Origin of the sequence: Thermus albus (assembly GCF_022760855.1) — a bacterium.
Taxonomy (GTDB): Bacteria; Deinococcota; Deinococci; order Deinococcales; family Thermaceae; genus Thermus; species Thermus albus.
Genome location: NZ_JAKTNR010000010.1, coordinates 44,002 through 62,826 on the forward strand (window position 1 = coordinate 44,002; position 18,825 = coordinate 62,826).

15 protein-coding genes and 1 pseudogene are annotated in these 18,825 nt (G+C 64.7%); 6 read left to right on the forward strand and 10 right to left on the reverse strand.

Annotation, left to right across the window (positions count from 1 at the left end; genetic code table 11):
* Nucleotides 1–50 precede the first annotated feature (50 nt).
* From aceE to L0D18_RS10035, 5 genes are read left to right on the forward strand one after another with little or no spacing between them, the layout of a single operon-like run.
* Complete coding sequence (gene aceE, locus L0D18_RS10015) at nucleotides 51–2,789, forward strand: pyruvate dehydrogenase (acetyl-transferring), homodimeric type (protein ID WP_243028778.1); 2,739 nt, start codon at nucleotides 51–53, stop codon at nucleotides 2,787–2,789.
* A 20-nt stretch (nucleotides 2,790–2,809) separates the two neighbouring features.
* Entirely contained in the window at nucleotides 2,810–4,060 is a 1,251-nt protein-coding gene (locus tag L0D18_RS10020; RefSeq protein ID WP_243028780.1) for a 2-oxo acid dehydrogenase subunit E2, read from the forward strand.
* A 40-nt stretch (nucleotides 4,061–4,100) separates the two neighbouring features.
* On the forward strand, nucleotides 4,101–5,006 hold the full coding sequence (hemC, locus tag L0D18_RS10025; RefSeq protein WP_243028781.1) for a hydroxymethylbilane synthase: 906 nt from the start codon (nucleotides 4,101–4,103) through the stop codon (nucleotides 5,004–5,006).
* 42 nt (nucleotides 5,007–5,048) lie between these two features.
* On the forward strand, nucleotides 5,049–5,444 hold the full coding sequence (gene perR / locus L0D18_RS10030; RefSeq protein ID WP_243028782.1) for a manganese-dependent transcriptional regulator PerR: 396 nt from the start codon (nucleotides 5,049–5,051) through the stop codon (nucleotides 5,442–5,444).
* The gene (locus L0D18_RS10035) at nucleotides 5,445–6,686 is read left to right on the forward strand and encodes a bifunctional folylpolyglutamate synthase/dihydrofolate synthase (RefSeq protein WP_243028783.1); all 1,242 of its coding nucleotides are present in this window, start codon (nucleotides 5,445–5,447) and stop codon (nucleotides 6,684–6,686) included.
* A 62-nt stretch (nucleotides 6,687–6,748) separates the two neighbouring features.
* Here the strand turns inward: L0D18_RS10035 and L0D18_RS10040 are convergent, their stop codons facing one another.
* From L0D18_RS10040 to L0D18_RS10065, 6 genes are read right to left on the reverse strand one after another with little or no spacing between them, the layout of a single operon-like run.
* A complete protein-coding gene (locus L0D18_RS10040; RefSeq protein WP_243028784.1) occupies nucleotides 6,749–7,879 on the reverse strand; it encodes an aminotransferase class I/II-fold pyridoxal phosphate-dependent enzyme in 1,131 nt (376 codons plus the stop codon).
* Complete coding sequence (locus L0D18_RS10045) at nucleotides 7,872–8,366, reverse strand: MogA/MoaB family molybdenum cofactor biosynthesis protein (protein WP_243028785.1); 495 nt, start codon at nucleotides 8,364–8,366, stop codon at nucleotides 7,872–7,874. Before L0D18_RS10045 ends, L0D18_RS10040 begins: the two co-directional genes overlap by 8 nt.
* Nucleotides 8,367–8,377: 11 nt before the next feature.
* Entirely contained in the window at nucleotides 8,378–9,418 is a 1,041-nt protein-coding gene (locus L0D18_RS10050; RefSeq protein WP_243028786.1) for a M28 family peptidase, read from the reverse strand.
* Nucleotides 9,415–10,236 carry a carbohydrate ABC transporter permease gene (locus L0D18_RS10055; RefSeq protein ID WP_243028787.1) on the reverse strand — a complete coding sequence of 274 codons (822 nt, stop codon included), beginning with the start codon at nucleotides 10,234–10,236 and terminating at the stop codon, nucleotides 9,415–9,417. The genes L0D18_RS10050 and L0D18_RS10055 overlap by 4 nt, the downstream gene beginning before the upstream one ends.
* Entirely contained in the window at nucleotides 10,233–11,123 is an 891-nt protein-coding gene (locus L0D18_RS10060; RefSeq protein ID WP_243028788.1) for a carbohydrate ABC transporter permease, read from the reverse strand. Before L0D18_RS10060 ends, L0D18_RS10055 begins: the two co-directional genes overlap by 4 nt.
* Before the next feature lies 1 nt (nucleotide 11,124).
* Nucleotides 11,125–12,360, reverse strand: coding sequence for an extracellular solute-binding protein (locus tag L0D18_RS10065; RefSeq protein ID WP_243028789.1), 1,236 nt, complete (start codon nucleotides 12,358–12,360; stop codon nucleotides 11,125–11,127).
* Nucleotides 12,361–12,637: 277 nt separating this feature from the next.
* Here L0D18_RS10065 and L0D18_RS10070 point away from each other — a divergent pair, with 277 nt between their 5' ends.
* On the forward strand, nucleotides 12,638–13,837 hold the full coding sequence (locus L0D18_RS10070; RefSeq protein WP_243028791.1) for an anion transporter: 1,200 nt from the start codon (nucleotides 12,638–12,640) through the stop codon (nucleotides 13,835–13,837).
* On the opposite strand, the gene L0D18_RS10075 is transcribed toward L0D18_RS10070, so the two are convergent.
* The 4 genes and pseudogenes from L0D18_RS10075 to L0D18_RS10090 form a co-directional block, all read right to left on the reverse strand.
* Nucleotides 13,829–15,133 (reverse strand): amidase, encoded by a 1,305-nt coding sequence (locus L0D18_RS10075; protein WP_243028792.1) that lies wholly within the window; start codon nucleotides 15,131–15,133, stop codon nucleotides 13,829–13,831. The genes L0D18_RS10070 and L0D18_RS10075 overlap by 9 nt on opposite strands.
* Nucleotides 15,114–16,343, reverse strand: coding sequence for a tRNA uracil 4-sulfurtransferase ThiI (gene thiI, locus L0D18_RS10080; RefSeq protein ID WP_243028793.1), 1,230 nt, complete (start codon nucleotides 16,341–16,343; stop codon nucleotides 15,114–15,116). Before thiI ends, L0D18_RS10075 begins: the two co-directional genes overlap by 20 nt.
* Before the next feature lie 3 nt (nucleotides 16,344–16,346).
* Nucleotides 16,347–16,775 (reverse strand): NUDIX hydrolase, encoded by a 429-nt coding sequence (locus L0D18_RS10085; protein WP_243028794.1) that lies wholly within the window; start codon nucleotides 16,773–16,775, stop codon nucleotides 16,347–16,349.
* Nucleotides 16,776–16,811: 36 nt separating this feature from the next.
* Nucleotides 16,812–18,821 (reverse strand): annotated as a pseudogene (locus L0D18_RS10090) (molybdopterin oxidoreductase family protein).
* Nucleotides 18,822–18,825 lie beyond the last annotated feature (4 nt).

Consider the following 18,825-nt stretch of genomic DNA (forward strand, 5'->3'; position numbering starts at 1 on the left):
AACTGGGAAGAGGAGTCGGTGTAGTGTAGTTTTGCGCAAAAGGGGGGAAGATGACGGAGGATGTGCTCAAGGAAGCCCTAGAGGCCCTTTCCCCAGAGGAACTGGCCCGGCTTAAGGAGGAGGAGAACCGGGAGTGGCGGGAGTCTTTGGAGTATGTGCTCCGGGTGGAGGGGTTTGCCCGGGTGGAGGAGCTTTTGCGCCTATTGGACGAGTTTCTCTACCTGGCGGGCTACACCCCTGCAAACCGCCTCTCCACCCCTTACCTCAACACCATCCCCAAGGAAAAGGAGCCTCCTTACCCAGGGGACCTAGATCTGGAAAGGCGCATCGCCAACATCCTGCGCTGGAACGCGGCCATGATGGTGGCCCGGGCCAACAAGAAGGCGGATGGGATCGGAGGGCATATCTCCACCTACGCCTCCATCGCGGAGCTGTACGAGGTGGGCTTCAACCACTTCTTCCGCGGGCCCGAGGCGGGGTTGGACCGGGATTTGGTCTTCTTCCAGGGGCACTCCTCCCCTGGCATCTACGCCCGGGCCTTCCTGGAAGGGAGGTTAAGCGAAGCGGACCTGGAGAACTTCCGCCGGGAGGTGCACCCTCCGGTGCCGGGTGGCCGGGGGCTTTCCAGCTATCCCCATCCCTGGCTGATGCCGGACTTCTGGGAGTTCCCCACGGTCAGCATGGGCCTTGGCCCCATCCAGGCCATCTACCAGGCCCGTTTCATGCGCTACCTGGAGGACCGGGGCCTGAAGCCCAGGAGCACCGCCAAGGTCTGGGCCTTCTTGGGGGACGGGGAGCACGACGAACCGGAGACCGTGGGAGCTTTGCACCTGGCGGCCCGGGAGGGACTGGACAACCTCATCTTCGTGGTGAACGCCAACCTGCAGCGCCTGGATGGGCCCGTGCGGGGCAACTCCAAGATCATCCAGGAGCTGGAAAGGCTGTATAGGGGTGCGGGCTGGTGGGTGATCAAGATGGTCTGGGGTTCCGCCTGGGACCGGCTCCTGGCCAAGGATCAGGAGGGCCACCTCCTGAGGCGCTTTGAGGCCCTGGTGGACGGGGAGTCGCAGCGCTATGCCGCCTTTGGGGCCAAGGAGCTCAGGGAGCGCTTCTTCAACACCCCCGAGCTCAAGCGGCTCATCGAGGGGATGACGGACGAGGAGCTGGATGAGCTCACCCGTAGCCGGGGTGGGCACGACTTGGTGAAGATCCATGCCGCCTACAAGGCGGCGGTGGAGCACAGGGGAAGCCCGGTGGTTATCCTGGCCCGCACCATCAAGGGCTACGGCATGGGGCCCACCGCCATGGCCAAGAACGTGGCCCACCAGGTGAAGAAGCTCACCGAGGAGGACCTAAAGGAGGCGCGCTCCTTTTTGGGCATCCCCATCCCCGAGGAAAGGCTATCGGAGCTTCCCTACTACCACCCGGGGCCGGACTCTCCCGAGGTGAAATACCTCCTAGAACGTAGGAAGGCCCTGGGGGGCTTTGTCCCCGAGCGCCGGGTACGGTTTACCGGGGGCCTGGGTCAGCTGGAAGGTTATCTGGAGGTGCCGGGGGAGGAGTTCTTCCAGGAGTTCTACGAGGGCACGGGGGGGCGGGAGATCTCCACCACCATGGCCTTCGTGCGCATCCTGGCCAAGCTCCTGCGCCACCCCAAGATCGGGAAACTCATCGTGCCCATTGTGCCCGACGAGGCTCGCACCTTCGGCATGGAGGCCCTGATCGCCCAGGTGGGCATCTACTCCCCGCAGGGGCAGCTTTACATCCCGGTGGATGCCGGCACCCTCACCGCCTACAAGGAGAGCAAGGAGGGGCAGATCCTGGAGGAGGGGATCACCGAAGCCGGGGCCATGGCGGACTTCATCGCCGCCGGCACCGCCTACGCCCACTGGGGCATCTCCACCATCCCCTTCCTCATCACCTACTCCATGTTTGGCCTGCAGCGTATCGGGGACCTGGTCTGGGCGGCCGCCGACCAGCGCGCCAAAGGTTTTATCCTAGGGGCCACGGCGGGGCGGACTACCCTGGAGGGGGAAGGCCTGCAGCACCAGGATGGGCAGAGCCAGGTCTACGCCCTGGCTGCCCCCAACCTGCTGGTTTATGACCCCGCCTTCGCTCATGAGCTGGCGGTGATCCTCGAGGACGGCCTAAGGCGCATGTACCAAAAGGGGGAGGATGTCTTCTACTACCTCACCATTGAGAACGAGAACTACCCCCACCCCCCCATGCCCGGGCCCCGGGAGAAGGTGAAGGAGGGGATCCTGAAGGGCCTCTATCTTTTCCGCCCCGGGGAGGGGGAAGGCCCCCGGGTCCAACTTCTGGGTTCCGGGCCCATCCTGCCCCAGGCGGCGAAGGCCCAGGAGTTGCTGAAGGGCTACGGGGTGGTGGCGGATGTCTGGAGCGCCACCAGCTACAAGGCTCTCTACTACGATGCCATTGAGGCGGAAAGGGAGCGCAGGCTTTTGGGGAAGGCCCGGAGGCCCTATGTGGCCGAGGTCTTGGAAGGCCACGAGGGCCCGGTGGTGGCCGCCAGCGATTACCTCAAGGCCCTGCCCAACCTCATAAGGGGGTACTTGGACCGGCCCTTCTGCGCCTTGGGCACCGATGGCTTTGGCCGCTCGGATACCCGGGAGGCCCTAAGGGACTTCTTTGAGGTGGATGCCCGGCACATCGCTTACGCCGCCCTTGTTCTCCTGGCTGAGGAAGGCCAGGTGCCGGCTAAGGTCTTGGCCAAAGCGCGGAAGGAGCTGGGGCTTGAGCTAAGGGAGACCCCGCCCCACCGGAGGTAGGGGGTATTCTGGAGGGCAGGATGGAGCTAAAGCTTCCCGAACTGGGCGACAACGTGAGCGCGGCCACCGTGGTGGGGGTGCTGGTGCAGGAGGGGGACCGGGTGGCCCCCGGCCAGCCCCTTTTGGAGCTGGAAACCGACAAGGCGGTGATGGAGGTGCCCGCGGAGGCGGGCGGGGTGGTGAAGCGGGTTTTGGTGAAGGTGGGGGACGAGGTACGCCCGGGGCAGCCCTTCTTGGAGCTGGAGGCGGGGGAGGTGGCGGCCCCCTTGTCCCAGGAGGCTCCCACCCCACCTAAGGAAGAGGTCCAGCCCGCGCCTTCCCCAGGGGTCCCGAGCCCTGCCCCAGCCCCGGTAGGGCAGGAGGAAGGCCGGCTCATCCCCGCCGCTCCCTCGGTGCGGCGCTTGGCCCGGGAGCTTGGGGTGGACATCCGCCAGGTGCGGGGCACGGGCCTTGCGGGGCGGATCACCGCCGAGGATGTGAGGCGGGCGGCGGGGTTGGCCCAGCCCCCCGTGGCCCTCGAGGCCCCACCGCCCCCAAGCCCCAAGCTCCCTGACTTTAGCAAGTGGGGTCCGGTGCGCACCGAGCCCATGAGCGGGGTGCGGAAGGCCACCCTGCGGGCCATGGCCCAGGCCTGGGCCCAGGTGCCCATGGTCACCCACTTTGACGAGGCGGACATCACCGAGCTGGAAGCCCTAAGGAAGCGCTACGCCAAAAGGGCGGAGGAACGGGGCTTTAGGCTCACCCTCACCGCCTTCCTCCTTAAGGCCTTGGCCCTGACCCTGAAGGCCTTCCCCAAGTTCAACGCTTCCCTGGACCCGGAAAAGGGGGAGGTCATCTACAAGGACTACGTTCACATCGGGGTGGCGGTGGACACCCCCTTTGGCCTCCTGGTGCCGGTGATCCGGAATGTGGAGCAAAAGGGGGTCCTGCGCCTAGCCCAGGAGCTCCAGGAGGTTTCCGAAAAGGCCCGGGAAAGGAAGCTTTCCCCCGAGGAGATGCAAGGGGGCACCTTCAGCCTCTCCAACCTGGGGGGGATTGGCGGGGTGGGCTTCACCCCCATCGTCAACTGGCCCGAGGTGGCCATTCTTGGGGTTTCCCGCTCACAGATGAAGCCGGTGTGGGATCCGGAGAAGGAGGCTTTCCAGCCCCGCCTCATCATGCCCTACGCCCTCACCTATGACCACCGCCTTATAGACGGGGCTGAGGCGGCCCGCTTCTGCCGGCATCTGGCCGCGCTTTTGCAGGATCCTTTGGGCTTGGCCCTGGAGTAGGGGGTGCCCGGCTTCGGGTTCTCGTGTAGTATGGGAAAGTATGCGCGTCATCGTGGTGGGAACCCGGGGCAGCGCCTTGGCCCTGGCCCAGACCCGCTTTGTGGTGGAGCGTCTTAAGGAAAGCTGGCCCGAGGCGGAGTTCAAGGTGAAAACCATCAAGACCCGGGGGGACCAGGGGGCAAGCCCCCTGGAGCAGGCCATCTTTGTTAAGGAGTTGCAGGAGGCCCTCCTTTCCCGGGAGATTGACATCGCCGTGCACTCCCTGAAGGACCTCCCCACGGAGGAACCCCCGGGGCTTAAGATCGCCGCCATACCCCGCAGGCAGGACCCCCGGGATGCCTTTTTGGGCAAGGTGTATAAGCGCCTCGAGGACCTTCCCCAAGGCGCCGTGGTGGGTACCAGCTCCGTAAGGCGCAAGGCCCAGCTTTTGGCCCACCGGCCGGACCTGGTGGTAAAGGACCTCAGGGGCAATGTGGACACCCGCCTGGCGGCCTTGGGCAATGGGGAGTACGACGGGATCATCCTGGCGGCGGCGGGGCTCATCCGGCTGGACTTGCGCAACCGCATAGACCAGTTCCTGGAACCCGAGGTGATGCTTCCCGCCCCTGGCCAAGGGGCCTTGGCCCTGGAGGTGCGGGTGGGGGATGACCTGGCGGAGGAGCTTTGCTATGCCCTCCACCACCACCCCTCCCACGACCGGGTACGGGCGGAGCGGGCCTTTTTAAAGGGCCTGGGGGCCGGGTGCCTGGCCCCGGTGGGGGCCCTGGCCCAGGTGGCGGAGGACGGCACCCTCCTTCTGGAGGGGATGGTCCTCACCCCCGACGGCAAGAGCTTTATCCGGGCGGAGATTGAAGGCGACGCTTCCGAGGCCGAGGAGCTGGGCCTGGAGCTGGCCCAGGACGTGCTGGAGCAGGGCGGGCGGGAGATTTTGGCCCAAACCCGATAGGATTGCTGGAGTTTCCCCCTGGCCTGGGGTATAGTGGGGTAGATGGCGCTTAAGCGCTTGACCCGCCAACGCAAGGCTGTCTTGGAGGTGGTGAGGAAGGCCCATAACCACCCCGATGCCGCTTGGATCTACCAGGAGGTGCGCAAGGTGGTGCCCAAGGTAAGCCTGGGGACCATCTACCGCACCCTCGAGGCCCTGGTGGAGGAGGGCTACCTTATCCCCATCACCAAGGCCGGGGAGGCCACCCGCTACGACGCCAACCTGCACCCCCACCTGCACCTGGTCTGCGAGAGGTGTGGGGAAATCGTGGACCTGGAGGTGCCCCTTCCCGACCTTCTCGCCCCCGTTCAGGAGGCCTATCCCCAGTTGGAGGTAAGGGGGGTGGAGGTGACCTATAGGGGCCTTTGCCCCGCCTGCAAGGCGGCCCTTAAAGGGTAGATGGATCCCTTGGCCTGGCTTTACGCCCGGCAGGGCCAGGTGAAGCCTGGCCTGGAACGCATCCGAGCCCTCCTGGCCCGCCTGGGCAACCCCCAGGAGGCCTACCCCGTGGCCCTCATCGGGGGAACCAACGGCAAGGGCACCACCGCCCGGGCCCTGGCGGCGATCCTGGAGGAAACGGGTTTAAGGGTAGGGCTTTACACCAGCCCCCACCTGGTGGACTTCCGGGAGCGCGTGGCCGTCCAGGGCCAGCTTCTTTCGGAGGCGATGCTGTTGGCCCTTTTGGAAGAGGTCCGTCCCCACGCGGAGGCTTTAGAGGCCAGTTTTTTTGAGGTGGCCACCGCCCTCGCCCTCCTTCACTTTGCCCAGGAGGGGGTGGAGTTTGCGGTGCTGGAGGTGGGCCTCGGGGGGCGTTGGGATGCCACCAACGCGGCCGATCCCCACCTTTGCGTGGTCACCAACATCGGTCACGACCATTTGGAGATCCTGGGTCCCACCCTAAAGGACGTGGCCCGGGAGAAGGCGGGTATCTTCCGCAAAGGGGTGCCGGCCCTCACCGCCGCTAAGGGGGAGGGGCTTGGGGAGCTGAAGGCCCAGGCGGAGGATTTGGGCACGCCCCTTTGGGTCTTGGGGGAAGAATTCGACCTGGAAGGGGTGGAGGCCTGGGAAGGGGGCATCGCCTTTCGCTTGCGGCTAAAAGGGGAGGAAAGGCCCTTTAAAAGCCGGCTTTTAGGCCCCCACCAGGCGGAGAATCTGGCTTTGGCCGCGGTGGGAGGGAGGCTCCTTGGGGCCAGTTGGGAAGCGGTGGCAAGGGGCCTTTCCCGGGTGGAAAACCCTGGCCGTCTGGAGCGCCTCCCATGGCCTGGGGGAAGGGAGCTTATTTTGGATGGGGCCCATAACCCGGAAGGGGCTTGGGCCTTGCGGGAAGCTTTGCGTTTTCACGGGCTTTTGCCCGCGGTCTTGGTGCTGGGCTTCAGCCGGGAGAAGGACCACCGGGCCATGGCCGAGGCCCTTGGGGGATTGGGGCCGGTGGTCCTCACCCGCTACGCTTCCCCTAGGAGCCAAGACCCCAAGGCCCTTCTCCCCCTTTTCCCCGGGGCCCTGGTGGAGGAGGATCCCCTGAAGGCCTTGGAAAAGGCCTTGGCCCTGGAGGACCGGGTGGTGGTGGCGGGAAGCCTGTATCTGGTGGGGGAGGTGAAGCGGGCCCTTTTGGGGCTTCCCCCGGAGGAAAGGTGGCAATAGGGCGGCCCCGTCCTGGGCACCCCGGCGGATCCTGCGGCTTGGTTGGCGGGCAGGGAGAAAGCTCAATCCAAGGCTTCTTTTAGGATGCGGGCGGCTTCCAGAAGCTTCTCCACGGGCTGCACCAGAGCCAGGCGCACATGCCCTTTCCCGCCGGGGCCAAACCCCCTCCCTGGGGCCACGGCCACGCCCCGCTCCACCAGGCTTAGGGCGAACTCCAGGTCGTCCACGCCTTGGGGAAGCTTCCCCCAAAGGTACATGGTGGCCTTGGGGGGGAGGAGGTCCAGCGCTCCCTTCAGGGCTTCCGCCATGGTTAAGGCCCTTTGCTGATACACCTGGGCGAAGCCCTGGGTCACCTCCCTGGGGGTCTTGAGGGCGGCGACCCCCATGCGCAGGATACCGGCATACTGGTTGAAGTCTATGACCCCCTTGACCCTTTCCAGCCGGGCGATGGCTTCCTCGCTCCCCAGGGCGAAGCCCAGGCGGAAGCCCGCCAGGTGGTAGCTTTTGGAGAGGCTAAAGAGCTCCGCCACCCGCTCCCGGCCTCCGGGAAGGGCCAAGGGGGAAGGGGCCTCGCCCTCGTACACCTGGTCCACATAGGGGTTGTCGTGGACCAGCCATAGGCGATGTTTTTCCGCTAAGGCCAAGGCCTCCTCAAAGTAACCCCAGTCCGCCAGGGCTCCCGTGGGGTTGTTGGGGTAGTTGAGGAGAAGGACCTTGGCCTCCTTCCAGACCTCTTCCGGCACCCGGGAGAGATCCGCCAGGCCGTCCTCCCGTAAGGGGATGAGGAAGGTCCTTAAGGAGGCCACCCGGGCGGCGCCGAAGTAGCTGGGGTAGGCCACCTCGGGGAGAAGGAGGAGGTCTTGGGGTTCGGTGAGGGCCAGAAGGAGATGGGCCAGGCCCTCCTGGCTTCCGATCAAGGCCAGGGCTTCCCGGCCGGGGTCCAGGCGTACCCCGTAACGGTCCTGGTACCAGCGGGTGGCCTCCTGCAAGAAGGGAAGGGTGCAGCTTTTCAGGCAGTAGCCGTAGGTGCTGGGGTCGGAAAGGGCCTCCCTTAGGGCCTCTATGGGCCCCGGTGGCGGCAGAAGGTCGCTGGAGCCGATGGAGAGGTCTATGAGCTTTAGCCCCTTTTCCCGGGCCTTACTCTTGGCCTCGTCCACCACCAGGAAGACCGAGGCCTCAGGGACCCTACTCATGGTGCCCCTCCCGCCAGACCTTGCCGGTGATGAGGCTTAGGGCGTGGGGCAGGACGGGAAGCACCGCCTCCAGGGATTCCCGGGCCCCCTTGGGGCTTCCCGGCAGGTTCAGGATGAGGCTTTTCCCCCTTACCCCCGCAAGGCCCCGGGAGAGGGCGGCCATGGGGGTTTTCGCCAATCCCTTAAGGCGCATGAGCTCGGCAAGGCCCGGCACCTCCTTGTCCAGGAGCTCCCGGGTGGCCTCGGGGGTCTTGTCCCTGGGGGCTAGGCCCGTGCCCCCGTTGGTAAGGATGAGGTCCAAGCCCTCCCGGTCGGCCCAAAGCCGGATGACCTTCTTGATGAGGGGGGGCTCGTCGGGGACCATCTCGTAGGCCGCCACCTCAAAGGGCCCTCCTTTTAAGGCCTCGCGGATGGCCAGGTGGGTGGTGTCCTCCCGCTCCCCCCTATAGCCCTTATCGGACACGGTTAGGATGCCCACGCGGAACATTTGTCTAGAGCTTACCCTTTAAAGACCTTTTGCAAAAGGGTATGGGCGTAGGCCAAGGTGTCCTTAAGAGCCCCTTCATCCAGCTGGGCAAAGGTATCCGTGGGCCAGTGCCAGTGGGGAGGCACCCCGTTTTCCAGGCGGATGAGCGAAAGGCAGGGAAAGCCCCTTTGCCCCAAGGGCAGGGTGTCCAAGTAGGCCAGGCGGTAGCGGAGGGGCCGGGCCCCCGGGGTCTTCCGGGCAGCCTCCAGGAGCGCCCCCCGGTAGGGAACAAAAAGCAGCATGCCCTCCCCTTCGGCGTAGAATAGTTCTCCCCGGCCCACGTTGTCCAGGTTGAGGACCAGGGTGCCAGGGGGCAGGTGGGGGATCAAGGCCTTGGCCCCTAAGGTCCCCACCTCCTCGCAGCCCGTGAGGGCAAGGCCGAGCCGCCAGCCCTCTGGGGGCTCGGTTTCCAGGAACAGGGCCGTGGCCACCGCCACCCCGCTTCCGTTGTCGTTTCCCCCTTCCACGTAGGGGGCCCGTAGTTCTCGGTGGAGGAGGAGAATCGCTTGGACCAGAAAGTAGAGGCCCACGGGCCATCTCAAGGGGGTAAGGGCAAGGAGGGGGGCTAAGAAGGCCAAGGCGGCGTTGAGCAAAAAGTTTGCCCTAAAGTGGCGGACCCTTTTGGGATGGTAAAGGAAGAAGGTCTTGGCGGTGTCCACGTGGGCCATGAGGAGAAGGGCCTTTTCCCCTCGGCCCTTCCAGGTGAGAAGGTTTTGCGAGGGGTAGCGGTCCAAAAGGAAACCCCAAGGGCGGACCCCATTGAAGTAGAGGAAGAAGGCCAAGGCCCCTAAAAGAGGCGGCCATGGGGAAAGGGGGGTGAGGCTGAGGAGGAGGCTGATGCCAAAGAGTTCCCACCCGTAGCTCCTCACCCCGCGGAAGGGAAGGGGGTGTACCACATGCCCCCGTTCCTCCAAAAAGGTCCGCAGGCGGCGGAAGGCCTCGGCCTCGAGGGCCGTGGCGCTTCCCCGGTGGGGGAGATGAAGCAATTTGAGTATTTCCTGAAGCTCCCTCATCCCTTTACCCCCGTGAGGACCACGCCCTCGATGATCTGCCGTTGGAAGAAGAAAAAGACCAAGAGGACTGGCAGTACCGCCAGGCTGGAGGCGGCCATGATCAGGTTCCAGGCGGTGCCCGCCTCTCCGGAGAAGAGGGCGATGCCCACGGGAAGGGTGCGCATCTCCGGGGTCTGGACCACGATGAGGGGCCAAAGGAAAGCGTTCCAGTTGCCCAAAAAGGTGAAGATGCCCAGGGCTGCCAGGGCCGGGCGCACCAGGGGGAGGCCTATGCGCCAGAAGACCCCGAACTCGGAGAGCCCATCCATTCGCCCGGCGTCAAAGAGGTCCTGGGGCAGGGATTCAAAGAACTGCCGCATGAGGAAGACCCCGAAGGCGGTGATGAGACCAGGGAAGAGGAGCCCCCAGTAGGTGTTGATCCAGCCCTTTTCCGCGCTCATCACGTACCAGGGGATGACCAGCATCTCCGTGGGCACCATGAGGGTGGAAAGGATGAGGACAAAGATCAGGTTCTTGCCGGGAAAGCGGAGCCGGGCCAGGGTGTAGCCGGCGAGGCTGTCAAAGAAGAGAACGGAAAGGGTGGTAAGGGAGGCCACCAGGAGGCTATTTCCGAACCAGCGCAAAAACCCCGTTTCCCAGAGCACCACCCGGTAGTTTTCCCAGGTGGGTTCCCGGGGAAAGAACCTGAGTTCAAAGAGCTCAGGGAAGGGCTTAAATGAGGTGAGTACCATCCAAAGAAAGGGGAGGACCATAAGGCTGCTACCCAACAGGAGGAGGAGGAGAGCCAGAAACCCTGTAAGGCGGTTTTGGACCCTCATAGCTCCACCCTCCGGGTGAGGAGCCTGAGCTGTACCAGGGTGATGAGGAGGATAAGGGCAAAGAGGAGGACGGTAACCGCTGCGGCATACCCCAGTTGGAAGCGCAAGAAGGCCAGCTGGTAGATGTAAAGGGCCAGGGTCAGGGTGCTGTTAAGGGGTCCCCCCTGATCGGTGAAGTTCAGGTTGACCACCTGGGTGAAAAGCTGCAGATAGCCGATGGTACCGATGACCACGGAGAAGACCAGGACCGGGTTTAAAAGAGGCCAGGTGATGTGGCGGAAAAGCCTCCACCCTTCGGCCCCGTCTATGCGGGCAGCCTCGTAGTACTGGCGGGGGATGCTCTCCAGGCCTGCCAGGAAGAGGACCACCTGGAAGCCTAGGTTCTGCCAGACCACCACCCAGGTCACGGTGGGCAGGGCTTGGCTCGGGCTTTGCAAAAAGGGCTGCGGGGGGATTCCCAGGAGGGCCAAAAGCTCGTTGACCAGCCCAAAATGGGGGGAAAGCATCCAGCTCCAAACCCAGGCCACGGCCACCGCCGGGGTCACATAGGGGGCAAAGTAGATGGCCCGGAAGAGGTCCCGGCCAAAGGGAGCCCTTTGCAGCAGGAGGGCGATGATAAGGCCCAAGGCGATCTGGCCCGGAACGCCCAGAAGGGTGTAGAGGAGGGTATTCCAAAGGGCCCGGCGGAGAAGGGGGTCTTCCAGGAGCCGGGCATAGTGCTCGAGGCCCACGAAACGCCTTTGTGAGGGGTCGGCGTGCCATTCGTAAAGGGAAAGCCAGAGGGCCTGGAAGGCGGGGAGGATGCGGAAGTAGAGGAAGAAGGCTAGAGGAACAGCCAGAAAGACCAAGGCCCAAAGGGCTTCCCGCTGGGCCAGGGTGAGCCGCACCCTACCTCCAGAACTGGTCCAGTATCCTTTGCTCCTCCTCGGCGGCTATCCTAAGCGACTGGGCGGGGTCCATGCCCTGGAGCAGAACCCGGTTGATGGCGTCCACCATCACCTTGCGCTGGGCGGCTTCGTCCACAAAGGGGGTCGCCTTGGCGTAGGCCAGGCTCAGCACGAAGGGGCCATAGACGGGATGGAGGGAAAGCTTGGGGTCCCGGATGAGGTTTTTGCTGGCGGGGAGTTCCCCCACCTTTTCCAGCCAGTAGCGCTGGGTTTCCTCGGAGGTGATGAAGGCCAGGAACTTAAGGGCGGCTTCCCGCTTGGGCCCGGTGGCCAAAGGGGTGAGGCCGTGCATCCAGAAGGAGCCGAAGTTGGCCTTTCGCCCTCCTGCCCGTTCCAAGGGCAACTCCGCCACTCCAAAGTTGAAGCGGGCTCCTTGTTGGATGGTACCGATGGCGAAAGAGCCGTCCACGATCATGGCGATCCTGCCTGCGATGAACCCGTCCCGGTAGCCGTTGTTTCCGGGGAAGAAACCGGGGACCCCGATCTCGTGTTTGCGCACCCAGTCGGTATAGAAGCTGAGAGCCTTAAGCCCAGCCTCGTTTTGGTAAAGGACCCGTTTTCCGTCATCGGAGTAGGGCTTGCTTCCGAACTGTCGCACCAGGACCTCCCGGACCAGGTGATGGTCCTGCCCATCGGGGGCGATCCCGTAGCCGATTTGAGCGAACCGCCCACCTTGTTTTACGGTGAGTTTTTGACCTATAGCGATAAACTCCTCCCAAGTTTTGGGAGGGTTGGCAATCCCCGCCTGGCGGAAAAGGTCCTTGTTATAAAAAAGGGCCAGGCTCCGTACCGCGGTGGGTACTCCATAAAGTTTTCCGCCCACTTTGGCGGCCTGGGCCATGGCCACGAAGTCTCGGTCCAGGCGCTGGATCCAGTCATCGGGCAGGGGCACCAGATACCCGGCCTTGACCCAGGTAGGGGCCCAGCCATAGTACAGGTTCACCACGTCCGGCCCTTGGCCCGCAGGTATAGCAGCGGCCACCTTTTGCTGGAAGGCATCGTAGGGAAAGGTTTGGTGGACCACTTTGATGCCAGGGTTTTGAGCCTCAAACCGGCGGATGAGCTCGTTGATGGCCTCCACCTTGCTGCGGAACTCGTACTGCCAGTAGGTGATGGTGACGTTTTGGGCTAAGGCTAAAGAGAGCGGCAGAAAAAGCAAAGCCAAAGCTTTTTTCATGAGTTAACCTCCTTTCGCCACCATTTTACTACCAGCCTTGGAAAAAGGTCCGGATGCGTTTTCCCATGTAAAGGTGGGGAAGATCGCAGATCCTAAGGGCCAAGCCGGTTCCGGCTGGGTTCCCGCGCGAGGGGCCCGGCGGGTCCCATAATGGGTGGCATGTGGGTTTTCCCCGAAGTTTTTAGGGGCCGGTACGTGCCCGGCCGGGTGAACTGGGCAGTCGGCGTCCTGCGGGAGGAGTGGCCCCGGGTAAGGGCTAGGTTGGAGGAGAAGCTCTATGGTGTTTTCCCAGGAGATAAGGGAAGGGCTTAGCCTCCTGGTTCTCCTCTTCACCTACCTGGGCCTGGCCCTAGGGGGGCTCCCCGGATACCGCATGAACCGGGCCGGGGTGGCCCTGGTGGGGGCCAGCTTTTTGGTGCTCTTGGGGACCTTGGACCTCGAGGAGGCCTGGGAGGCCCTGGACGCCAAAACCCTCACCTTCCTCTTCGGCATCATGGTGCTTAACGCCCACCTGGGCTATGCCGGCTTCTTTGGCTTGGCGGCGGAGGGGCTTTTGCGATGGGCTAGGACGCCCTTTTCCCTCCTCCTTCTCCTCACCTTCGGAAGCGGCCTCCTTTCCGCCCTTTTCCTCAACGACACCATGGCCCTCCTCCTCACCCCCTTGGTCTTCTCCCTCACCCGGGGCCTGGGGCTCCATCCCGTTCCCTACCTCCTCGCCCTCATGGCGGCGGTGAACACGGGAAGCCTCATGACCCCCACGGGAAACCCCCAAAACATCGTGGTGGCAAGCCTCTCCGGGATCTCCTACCTGGGGTTTGTTTCGGCCCTTTGGCCTGTGGCCCTCTTGGGCCTCTTTCTTCAAGTGGCTCTGCTGGCCCTCCTCTACCCGGAGGTGCGCTCGTTGGAACCTCTTCCCCCCATGCCCCCCTTGCGCTACCGGTTGCACCGCCCCCTTTTGACCAAGGGGCTTTGGGTGGCCTTTGGGCTTTTCTTGGCCTTTATCCTAGGTTACCCCATGGCCCAAGGGGCCTTGGTGGCGGCGGGGCTTCTCCTCTTTACCCGCCGCCTCCGCTCGGAGCGGTACTTCATGAGGGTGGACTGGGAGCTTCTGGTGATGTTCGCGGGCCTTTTTGTGGTCACCGAGGGGGTGCGGAGGCTAGGCTTGGTGGAGCACCTCCTGCCCTTGGCCGCTACCCCTTGGGGGCTTCTTCTGGGCGCTGCCCTTCTTTCCCTTCTGGTCTCCAACGTGCCGGCGGTGTTGCTCTTGGCGCCCTTGGTCCAGGACCGACAGGACTGGCTCTTGCTGGCGGGGGGGAGCACCCTGGCGGGGAACCTGACCCTCTTGGCCAGCGTGGCCAACCTCATCGTGGCCGAGGGGGCGGGGAGGGAGGGGGTGAGGATTGGTCTTTGGGAGCACCTCCGCCTGGGCCTGCCCCTCACCCTTCTGACCCTGGGCCTGCTCTATGCCCTACTTTAGCCGGGCCTCGAGCCAGCCCCCGATGGCCAGCACCCGGCCATCTTCGGCGTAGGGGCCCACCACCTGAAGCCCCACCGGCATCCCCTCCACCCGGGCGAAGGGCAGGGTTAGGGTGGGCACCCCCAGGAGGCTAAAGGGCAGGGTAAGGGTGATGAAGGCCTCCCGGTGGCTCTTCCTCCCCGACTCCAGCTCCACCTCCTCCGTGCCCAAGGGGGGGGCGGGTAGGGGCTGGGTGGGAAGGAGGAGGGCATCCACCCCCCTCAGGGCCTTTACCAACTGCAGGCGCAAGGCCTCCCTTTCCGCCACCGCATCCCGATAGTCCTTCTCCGTGAGGGAAAGCCCCGCCAAAAGGGCCTCCCGCACCTGAGGCGAAAAACCTTCCGCATGTTCCTTTAAGGCCTTTTCGTGGATGCGGGCGGCCTCGTAGCGCACCAGGCGGGTGTAGACCTCATAGACCCCGGGAAGGGGTAGGGACACCTCCCTCACCTCGGCCCTTAGGGAGGGCAGATCCTGCAAAAGGCTTTGGAACGCCCGGCGCACGCCCACCCCCAGACGGCCCTCCAGGAAGTCCAGGGGCACGCCGAAGGTGGGGTTTTGCGGGCCCTCTAAAGGAATGCTCTCCCCCGCCAGGATCTCCGTGAGGAAGTGGGCATCCCGTACCGTCTTGGCGATGGGCCCCGCATGGTCGGTGGAGCGGGATAGGGGCAGGGCTCCTTTCAAGCTCACCCGGCCATAGGAGGGTTTGAAGCCCACCACCCCGTTAAAGGCGGCGGGGATGCGGATGGACCCCCCGGTGTCCGAGCCCAAGGAGGCCAGGCCGATTCCTAAGGCCACGGCCACGGCGCTTCCGCTGCTGCTTCCCCCGGCTTGGCGGCTGGGGTCCAGGGCGTTGCGCACGGGGCCAGTCCAGGGGTTTTCCCCGGTGATACCCAGGGCGATCTCGTGCATGTTGGTCTTGGCGAAGATGAGGGCCCCGGCTTCCCGCAGGCGCCTCACCGCCTGGGCCTCCTCGGGCAGGGGGGGCAGGGGGGCCCGGGTTCCGGCGTGGGTGGGCATGCCCTTTACCGGGAAGAGGTCCTTCACCGTGAGGGGGATGCCGTGCAAGGGTCCCCGGACTTTTCCCTGCCTCAGCTCCTCGGTAAGCCGCTGGGCTTCCTCCTTGGCCCCTTCCGCGTCCAGGTAGGCTAGGGCGTTGCGGTCCTGGAAGGCCCGGGCCCTTTCCAGGGCCTCTTCCAAAAGGGCCAGAGGGGTGGTTTCGCCCCGCTCCAGCAGGGCTTTAGCCGTTAAGAGGTCCATGCCCCATTATAGGGGGCCTTTCGGAGGCTTCCGGTAGGGTTTTCTGCCCCGGCCAGGTGTAGCGCACCACCTCCCGGTCCTCCAGGGCCAAGGCGATGAGGGCTTCCGCATCCAACCGGCTTTCCGCCTCCAGCACCACGGAAAGCTGGGCCCGGGTCACGGGGTGCTTGGGGGCGAAAAGGATGCAGCACTCCTCGTCGGGGAGGATGGAGATGGGGTAGGTGCCGATGCGCTCCGCCTGGGCCTTGATCTCCACCTTGTCAAAACCGATCAGGGGGCGGAATACGGGGAGGGTGGCGGCCTGGTTGACCACATGGAGGTTCTCCAGGGTTTGTGAGGCCACCTGGCCTAGGCTGTCCCCTGTGCAAAGGGCCAAGGCTCCTTCCTCCTTGGCGATGGCCTCAGCGATGCGGAGCATGTAGCGGCGGTAGAGGACCACCCGGTAGGCTTTTGGGGCCTTGAGGATGATCTCCCTTTGCACCTCGCTGAAGGGGACCAGGTGGAGGGTAAGGCGGTGCTGGAAGCGGGCCAGGCGCTCGGCGATGGCCTTGGCCTTTTCCCGGCTTTGCCCGGAGAGGAGAGGAAAAGGGTGGAAGTGCACCAGGACTACCTCGGCCCCCCGGCGCATGAGGCGGTAGGCGGCCACCGGGGAGTCAATCCCCCCAGAGAGCAAGGCCACCACCTTTCCCGAGACTCCAGGGGGAAGCCCCCCGGGTCCTGGGTGGCGCTCCACCTCCAGAAGGGCGGCATGGGGCAGGATGCGCACCACGAACTCCCTTTCCGCCCCCTTGAGCTGCACCCTGGCCCCCGTCCTCTCCTTGACAAAGGCCCCAAGCAGGCGCTCCAACTCGGGGGAGGTGAGGGGGAAGGTTTTGTCGGAGCGCTTGGCGGTGATGCGGAAGCTTAAAAAGCGCTCTCCTTCCAAAACCCTTTCCAAGGCGGCCTCGAGGGCCTTCAGGTCCGGAGGCGTGCGCAGGACCCGGGCGAAGCCCTCCACCCCCAGGGTGTCCTGTAGGCGTTCCTTAGCCTCGGGCCAGGCTTCCTCGGGCAGGTGAAAGAGAAGAGCCATGGGCCACGCTGCCTCCAGCTGGGCCCTAAGGCCCTTTAGGGCCCGCTTCACATGGGCCTTGGCCCTCTTCAGGAAAAAGGGGCGGTTGCCCCCTTTTAGGGCCAGCTCGTGGAATAGGTTTACGAGAAGCAGGGTTTCCATGGCTTATGGGCAAAGGCCTTTCACCGCCAGGTAGAGGCGGCTGCACAAGGAGCCTTCCCTGGCGGCCTCCTTAAGGTCTTGAGGGGTGCCGAAACGGTAGGCGCGGTAGTAGGTCTTCCCGGGCTGGGGCTCGGGCAGGAGGGGCTCGGTGAGGAGCCTGGCCTCCACCACCCAAAGCCTTAGGGTGTAGGCCCTCCGATCCTCCACCCCGAAGGCCACGGGCTGGAGAACCTCCACGGGGGAGCCCAGTTTTTCCCAGCCCACCCTCAAGGCCCCTTCTTCCACGCTTTCCCCCTCCTTTAGGCTCACCGCTGGCAGGCCCCAGGCCCCGCCGAACTCGGGGTCCTCCTCGGGGCGCTTCACCAGGAGGAGGCCCTTATGGGACCAGGCGGCCAGGGCCACGGCGTGCTTAAGGGGCTTAGGCACCTGCACCCAACCAGGGTAGCAAAACCGTAGCCCAGGCGGCAATCAGGCCAGGCGGAGGGGCTCCACCTCCACCGGGGTGGAGTGGAAGGTGCTGCCACCCCCTAAGTCGGTGAGGGTTTCCGCGGTGAGGTGGTTGATGCCCTTGGCATCCGGGGCCCACTTCTCCCACCAGGTCCCCTCGAGGACCACCGTGCCCGGCATGGGGGCCTCCGTCACCTGGGCCTTGCGCACCACCCTCCCTTGGGGGGAGTGGATGTAGACCAGCATACCGTCGGTGATCCCCCGTTCCCTTGCGTCCTGGGGGTGGAGGAGAAGCCTGGGCTCGCCGCCTTCCGCTTCCAGAAGGGCCCGGATGTTTCCGTAGGTGGTGTTGAGGAAGCGGTGGGCCGGGGGGGTGAGGAGGATTAAGGGGTAGCCGGGAAGGGCCTTCGTGGGAATGACCTCAGGGGGTGGGCTAAAGCGCACGGGGCCTTTTTGGAAGGGGAGGAAGGGTTTGGGAAGGGATAGCTTCACGAAACCTTCCCGCTTGAGCCTTTCCAAGGTGATGCCCTTTAGATAGGGGTGGTCCGTGGAGAGGAGGCTTTCCGCCACCTCCTCTGCTTTCCAGTAAAGGGTGGGCTCCTTTAGGCCAAGTCTCTTGGAAAGTTCGCGGAAAACCCAGGTGTTGGGCCTGGCTTCCCCTTCGGGCTCCCCCAGGGGCTCGTTCCAGGAAAGGTAGTAGTGGCCGTAGCTGGTGTAGAGGTCGGGGTGCTCGTAAAAGAAGGTGGCGGGAAGGAGGTAGTCGGCGTAAAGGGCGGTTTCCGTTAAGACCTGTTCCAGCACCACGGTGAAGAGGTCTTCCCGCAAAAGACCTTCCCGTACCCTTCCCGAATCCGGGGCCACCACCGCGGGATTGGCGTTGAAGACGAAAAGGGCCCGGATGGGGGGCTCAAGCCGGGTTAGGGCGCTTGCCAGCTGGTTCATGTTCACCGGGCGCGCCTTCGGGTTGGGCCGGAAGTAGCCCTTGTGGGGGCGATCTCCTTCTAGAAGGTGCCTGCCCCCGAGGAAGCGTTTGTTGAGGGCAAAGGCCCCGCTGGTGGAAAGCAACGCCCCGCACCCCGGGTAGCGCCAGGCCCCCAGGAGGGCGGGGAGCAGGATCACCGCCCTTAGGGCGTTCCCCCCACCGGGGTGCCGGGTCATGCCGTAGCCCACCCTTAGGAAAACCCGTTTGGCCTCCCCCATCTCCCGGGCCAGGCGCTCCATGGTCTCCTTGGGCACCCCCGTGAGGGCCTCGGCTCTCCTTGGGGTCCAGTTCTGGGCTTCCCTTTGGAAATCCTCTACCCCGGTGGCGGCTTCCTTTAGGTATTCCCAGTCCACCAGTCCTTCCCGGAAGAGCACGTGGGCCAGGGCATAGGCTAAGGCGGCATCGGTGCCCGGGCGAAGCTTGATGTGCTAGTCGGCGAAGCGGCTCGTGAGGTTCTCGTAGGGGTCCAGGTGCACCACCTTGGCCCCTCGCCTTCTCGCTTCCTTGAGAAAGGGCGTTAGGTGGCTATTGGTGGAAAGGCTATTGATGCCCCAAAGGAGGATGTAACGGGCCTCCGGCACCTCCTCAGGATCGGGGCCCAGCTTAGGCCCGTAGGTCATCTCCCAGGCGGCGCTCCCCGCAGCCGAGCAGATGGTTTCCTCTAGCTCGCTGGCCCCGATGGCCCGGAAAAAGGCCAAGGGGTGCTGGTTTTCTATGAGCCCCATGGTGCCGGCATAGTGGTAGGGAAGAACGGCCTCGCCCCCGTAGGCGTCCAGGATGGCCTTGAGCCGTTCCGCAATCTCCCCTAGGGCCTCCTCCCAGGAAACCCGCTCAAAGCGGCCTTCCCCCTTCCTGCCCACCCGGCGCAAGGGGTAGAGGAGGCGCTCCCGTACCCTTTCGGGGTAGCGGTAGGTTTTGGCGCAGGCGTAGCCTTGGGTGATGGGGTGGCGGGGGTCGCCCTCCACCCGGGCGAGGCGGCCCCCTTCCAGGGTGAGGAGGAGGCTACAGGCATCCGGGCAGTCCAGGGGGCAGGTGGCGCGGGGCTTCATGTGC

Excerpts from the sequence above, each read along its gene's own strand:
- aceE (WP_243028778.1), top strand. The coding sequence starts at position 51 with ATGACGGAGGATGTGCTCAAGGAAGCCCTAGAGGCCCTTTCCCCAGAG.
- L0D18_RS10020 (WP_243028780.1), top strand. The coding sequence starts at position 2,810 with ATGGAGCTAAAGCTTCCCGAACTGGGCGACAACGTGAGCGCGGCCACC.
- hemC (WP_243028781.1), top strand. The coding sequence starts at position 4,101 with ATGCGCGTCATCGTGGTGGGAACCCGGGGCAGCGCCTTGGCCCTGGCC.
- perR (WP_243028782.1), top strand. The coding sequence starts at position 5,049 with ATGGCGCTTAAGCGCTTGACCCGCCAACGCAAGGCTGTCTTGGAGGTG.
- L0D18_RS10035 (WP_243028783.1), top strand. The coding sequence starts at position 5,445 with ATGGATCCCTTGGCCTGGCTTTACGCCCGGCAGGGCCAGGTGAAGCCT.
- L0D18_RS10040 (WP_243028784.1), bottom strand. The coding sequence starts at position 7,879 with ATGAGTAGGGTCCCTGAGGCCTCGGTCTTCCTGGTGGTGGACGAGGCC.
- L0D18_RS10045 (WP_243028785.1), bottom strand. The coding sequence starts at position 8,366 with ATGTTCCGCGTGGGCATCCTAACCGTGTCCGATAAGGGCTATAGGGGG.
- L0D18_RS10050 (WP_243028786.1), bottom strand. The coding sequence starts at position 9,418 with ATGAGGGAGCTTCAGGAAATACTCAAATTGCTTCATCTCCCCCACCGG.
- L0D18_RS10055 (WP_243028787.1), bottom strand. The coding sequence starts at position 10,236 with ATGAGGGTCCAAAACCGCCTTACAGGGTTTCTGGCTCTCCTCCTCCTC.
- L0D18_RS10065 (WP_243028789.1), bottom strand. The coding sequence starts at position 12,360 with ATGAAAAAAGCTTTGGCTTTGCTTTTTCTGCCGCTCTCTTTAGCCTTA.
- L0D18_RS10070 (WP_243028791.1), top strand. The coding sequence starts at position 12,638 with ATGGTGTTTTCCCAGGAGATAAGGGAAGGGCTTAGCCTCCTGGTTCTC.
- L0D18_RS10075 (WP_243028792.1), bottom strand. The coding sequence starts at position 15,133 with ATGGACCTCTTAACGGCTAAAGCCCTGCTGGAGCGGGGCGAAACCACC.
- thiI (WP_243028793.1), bottom strand. The coding sequence starts at position 16,343 with ATGGAAACCCTGCTTCTCGTAAACCTATTCCACGAGCTGGCCCTAAAA.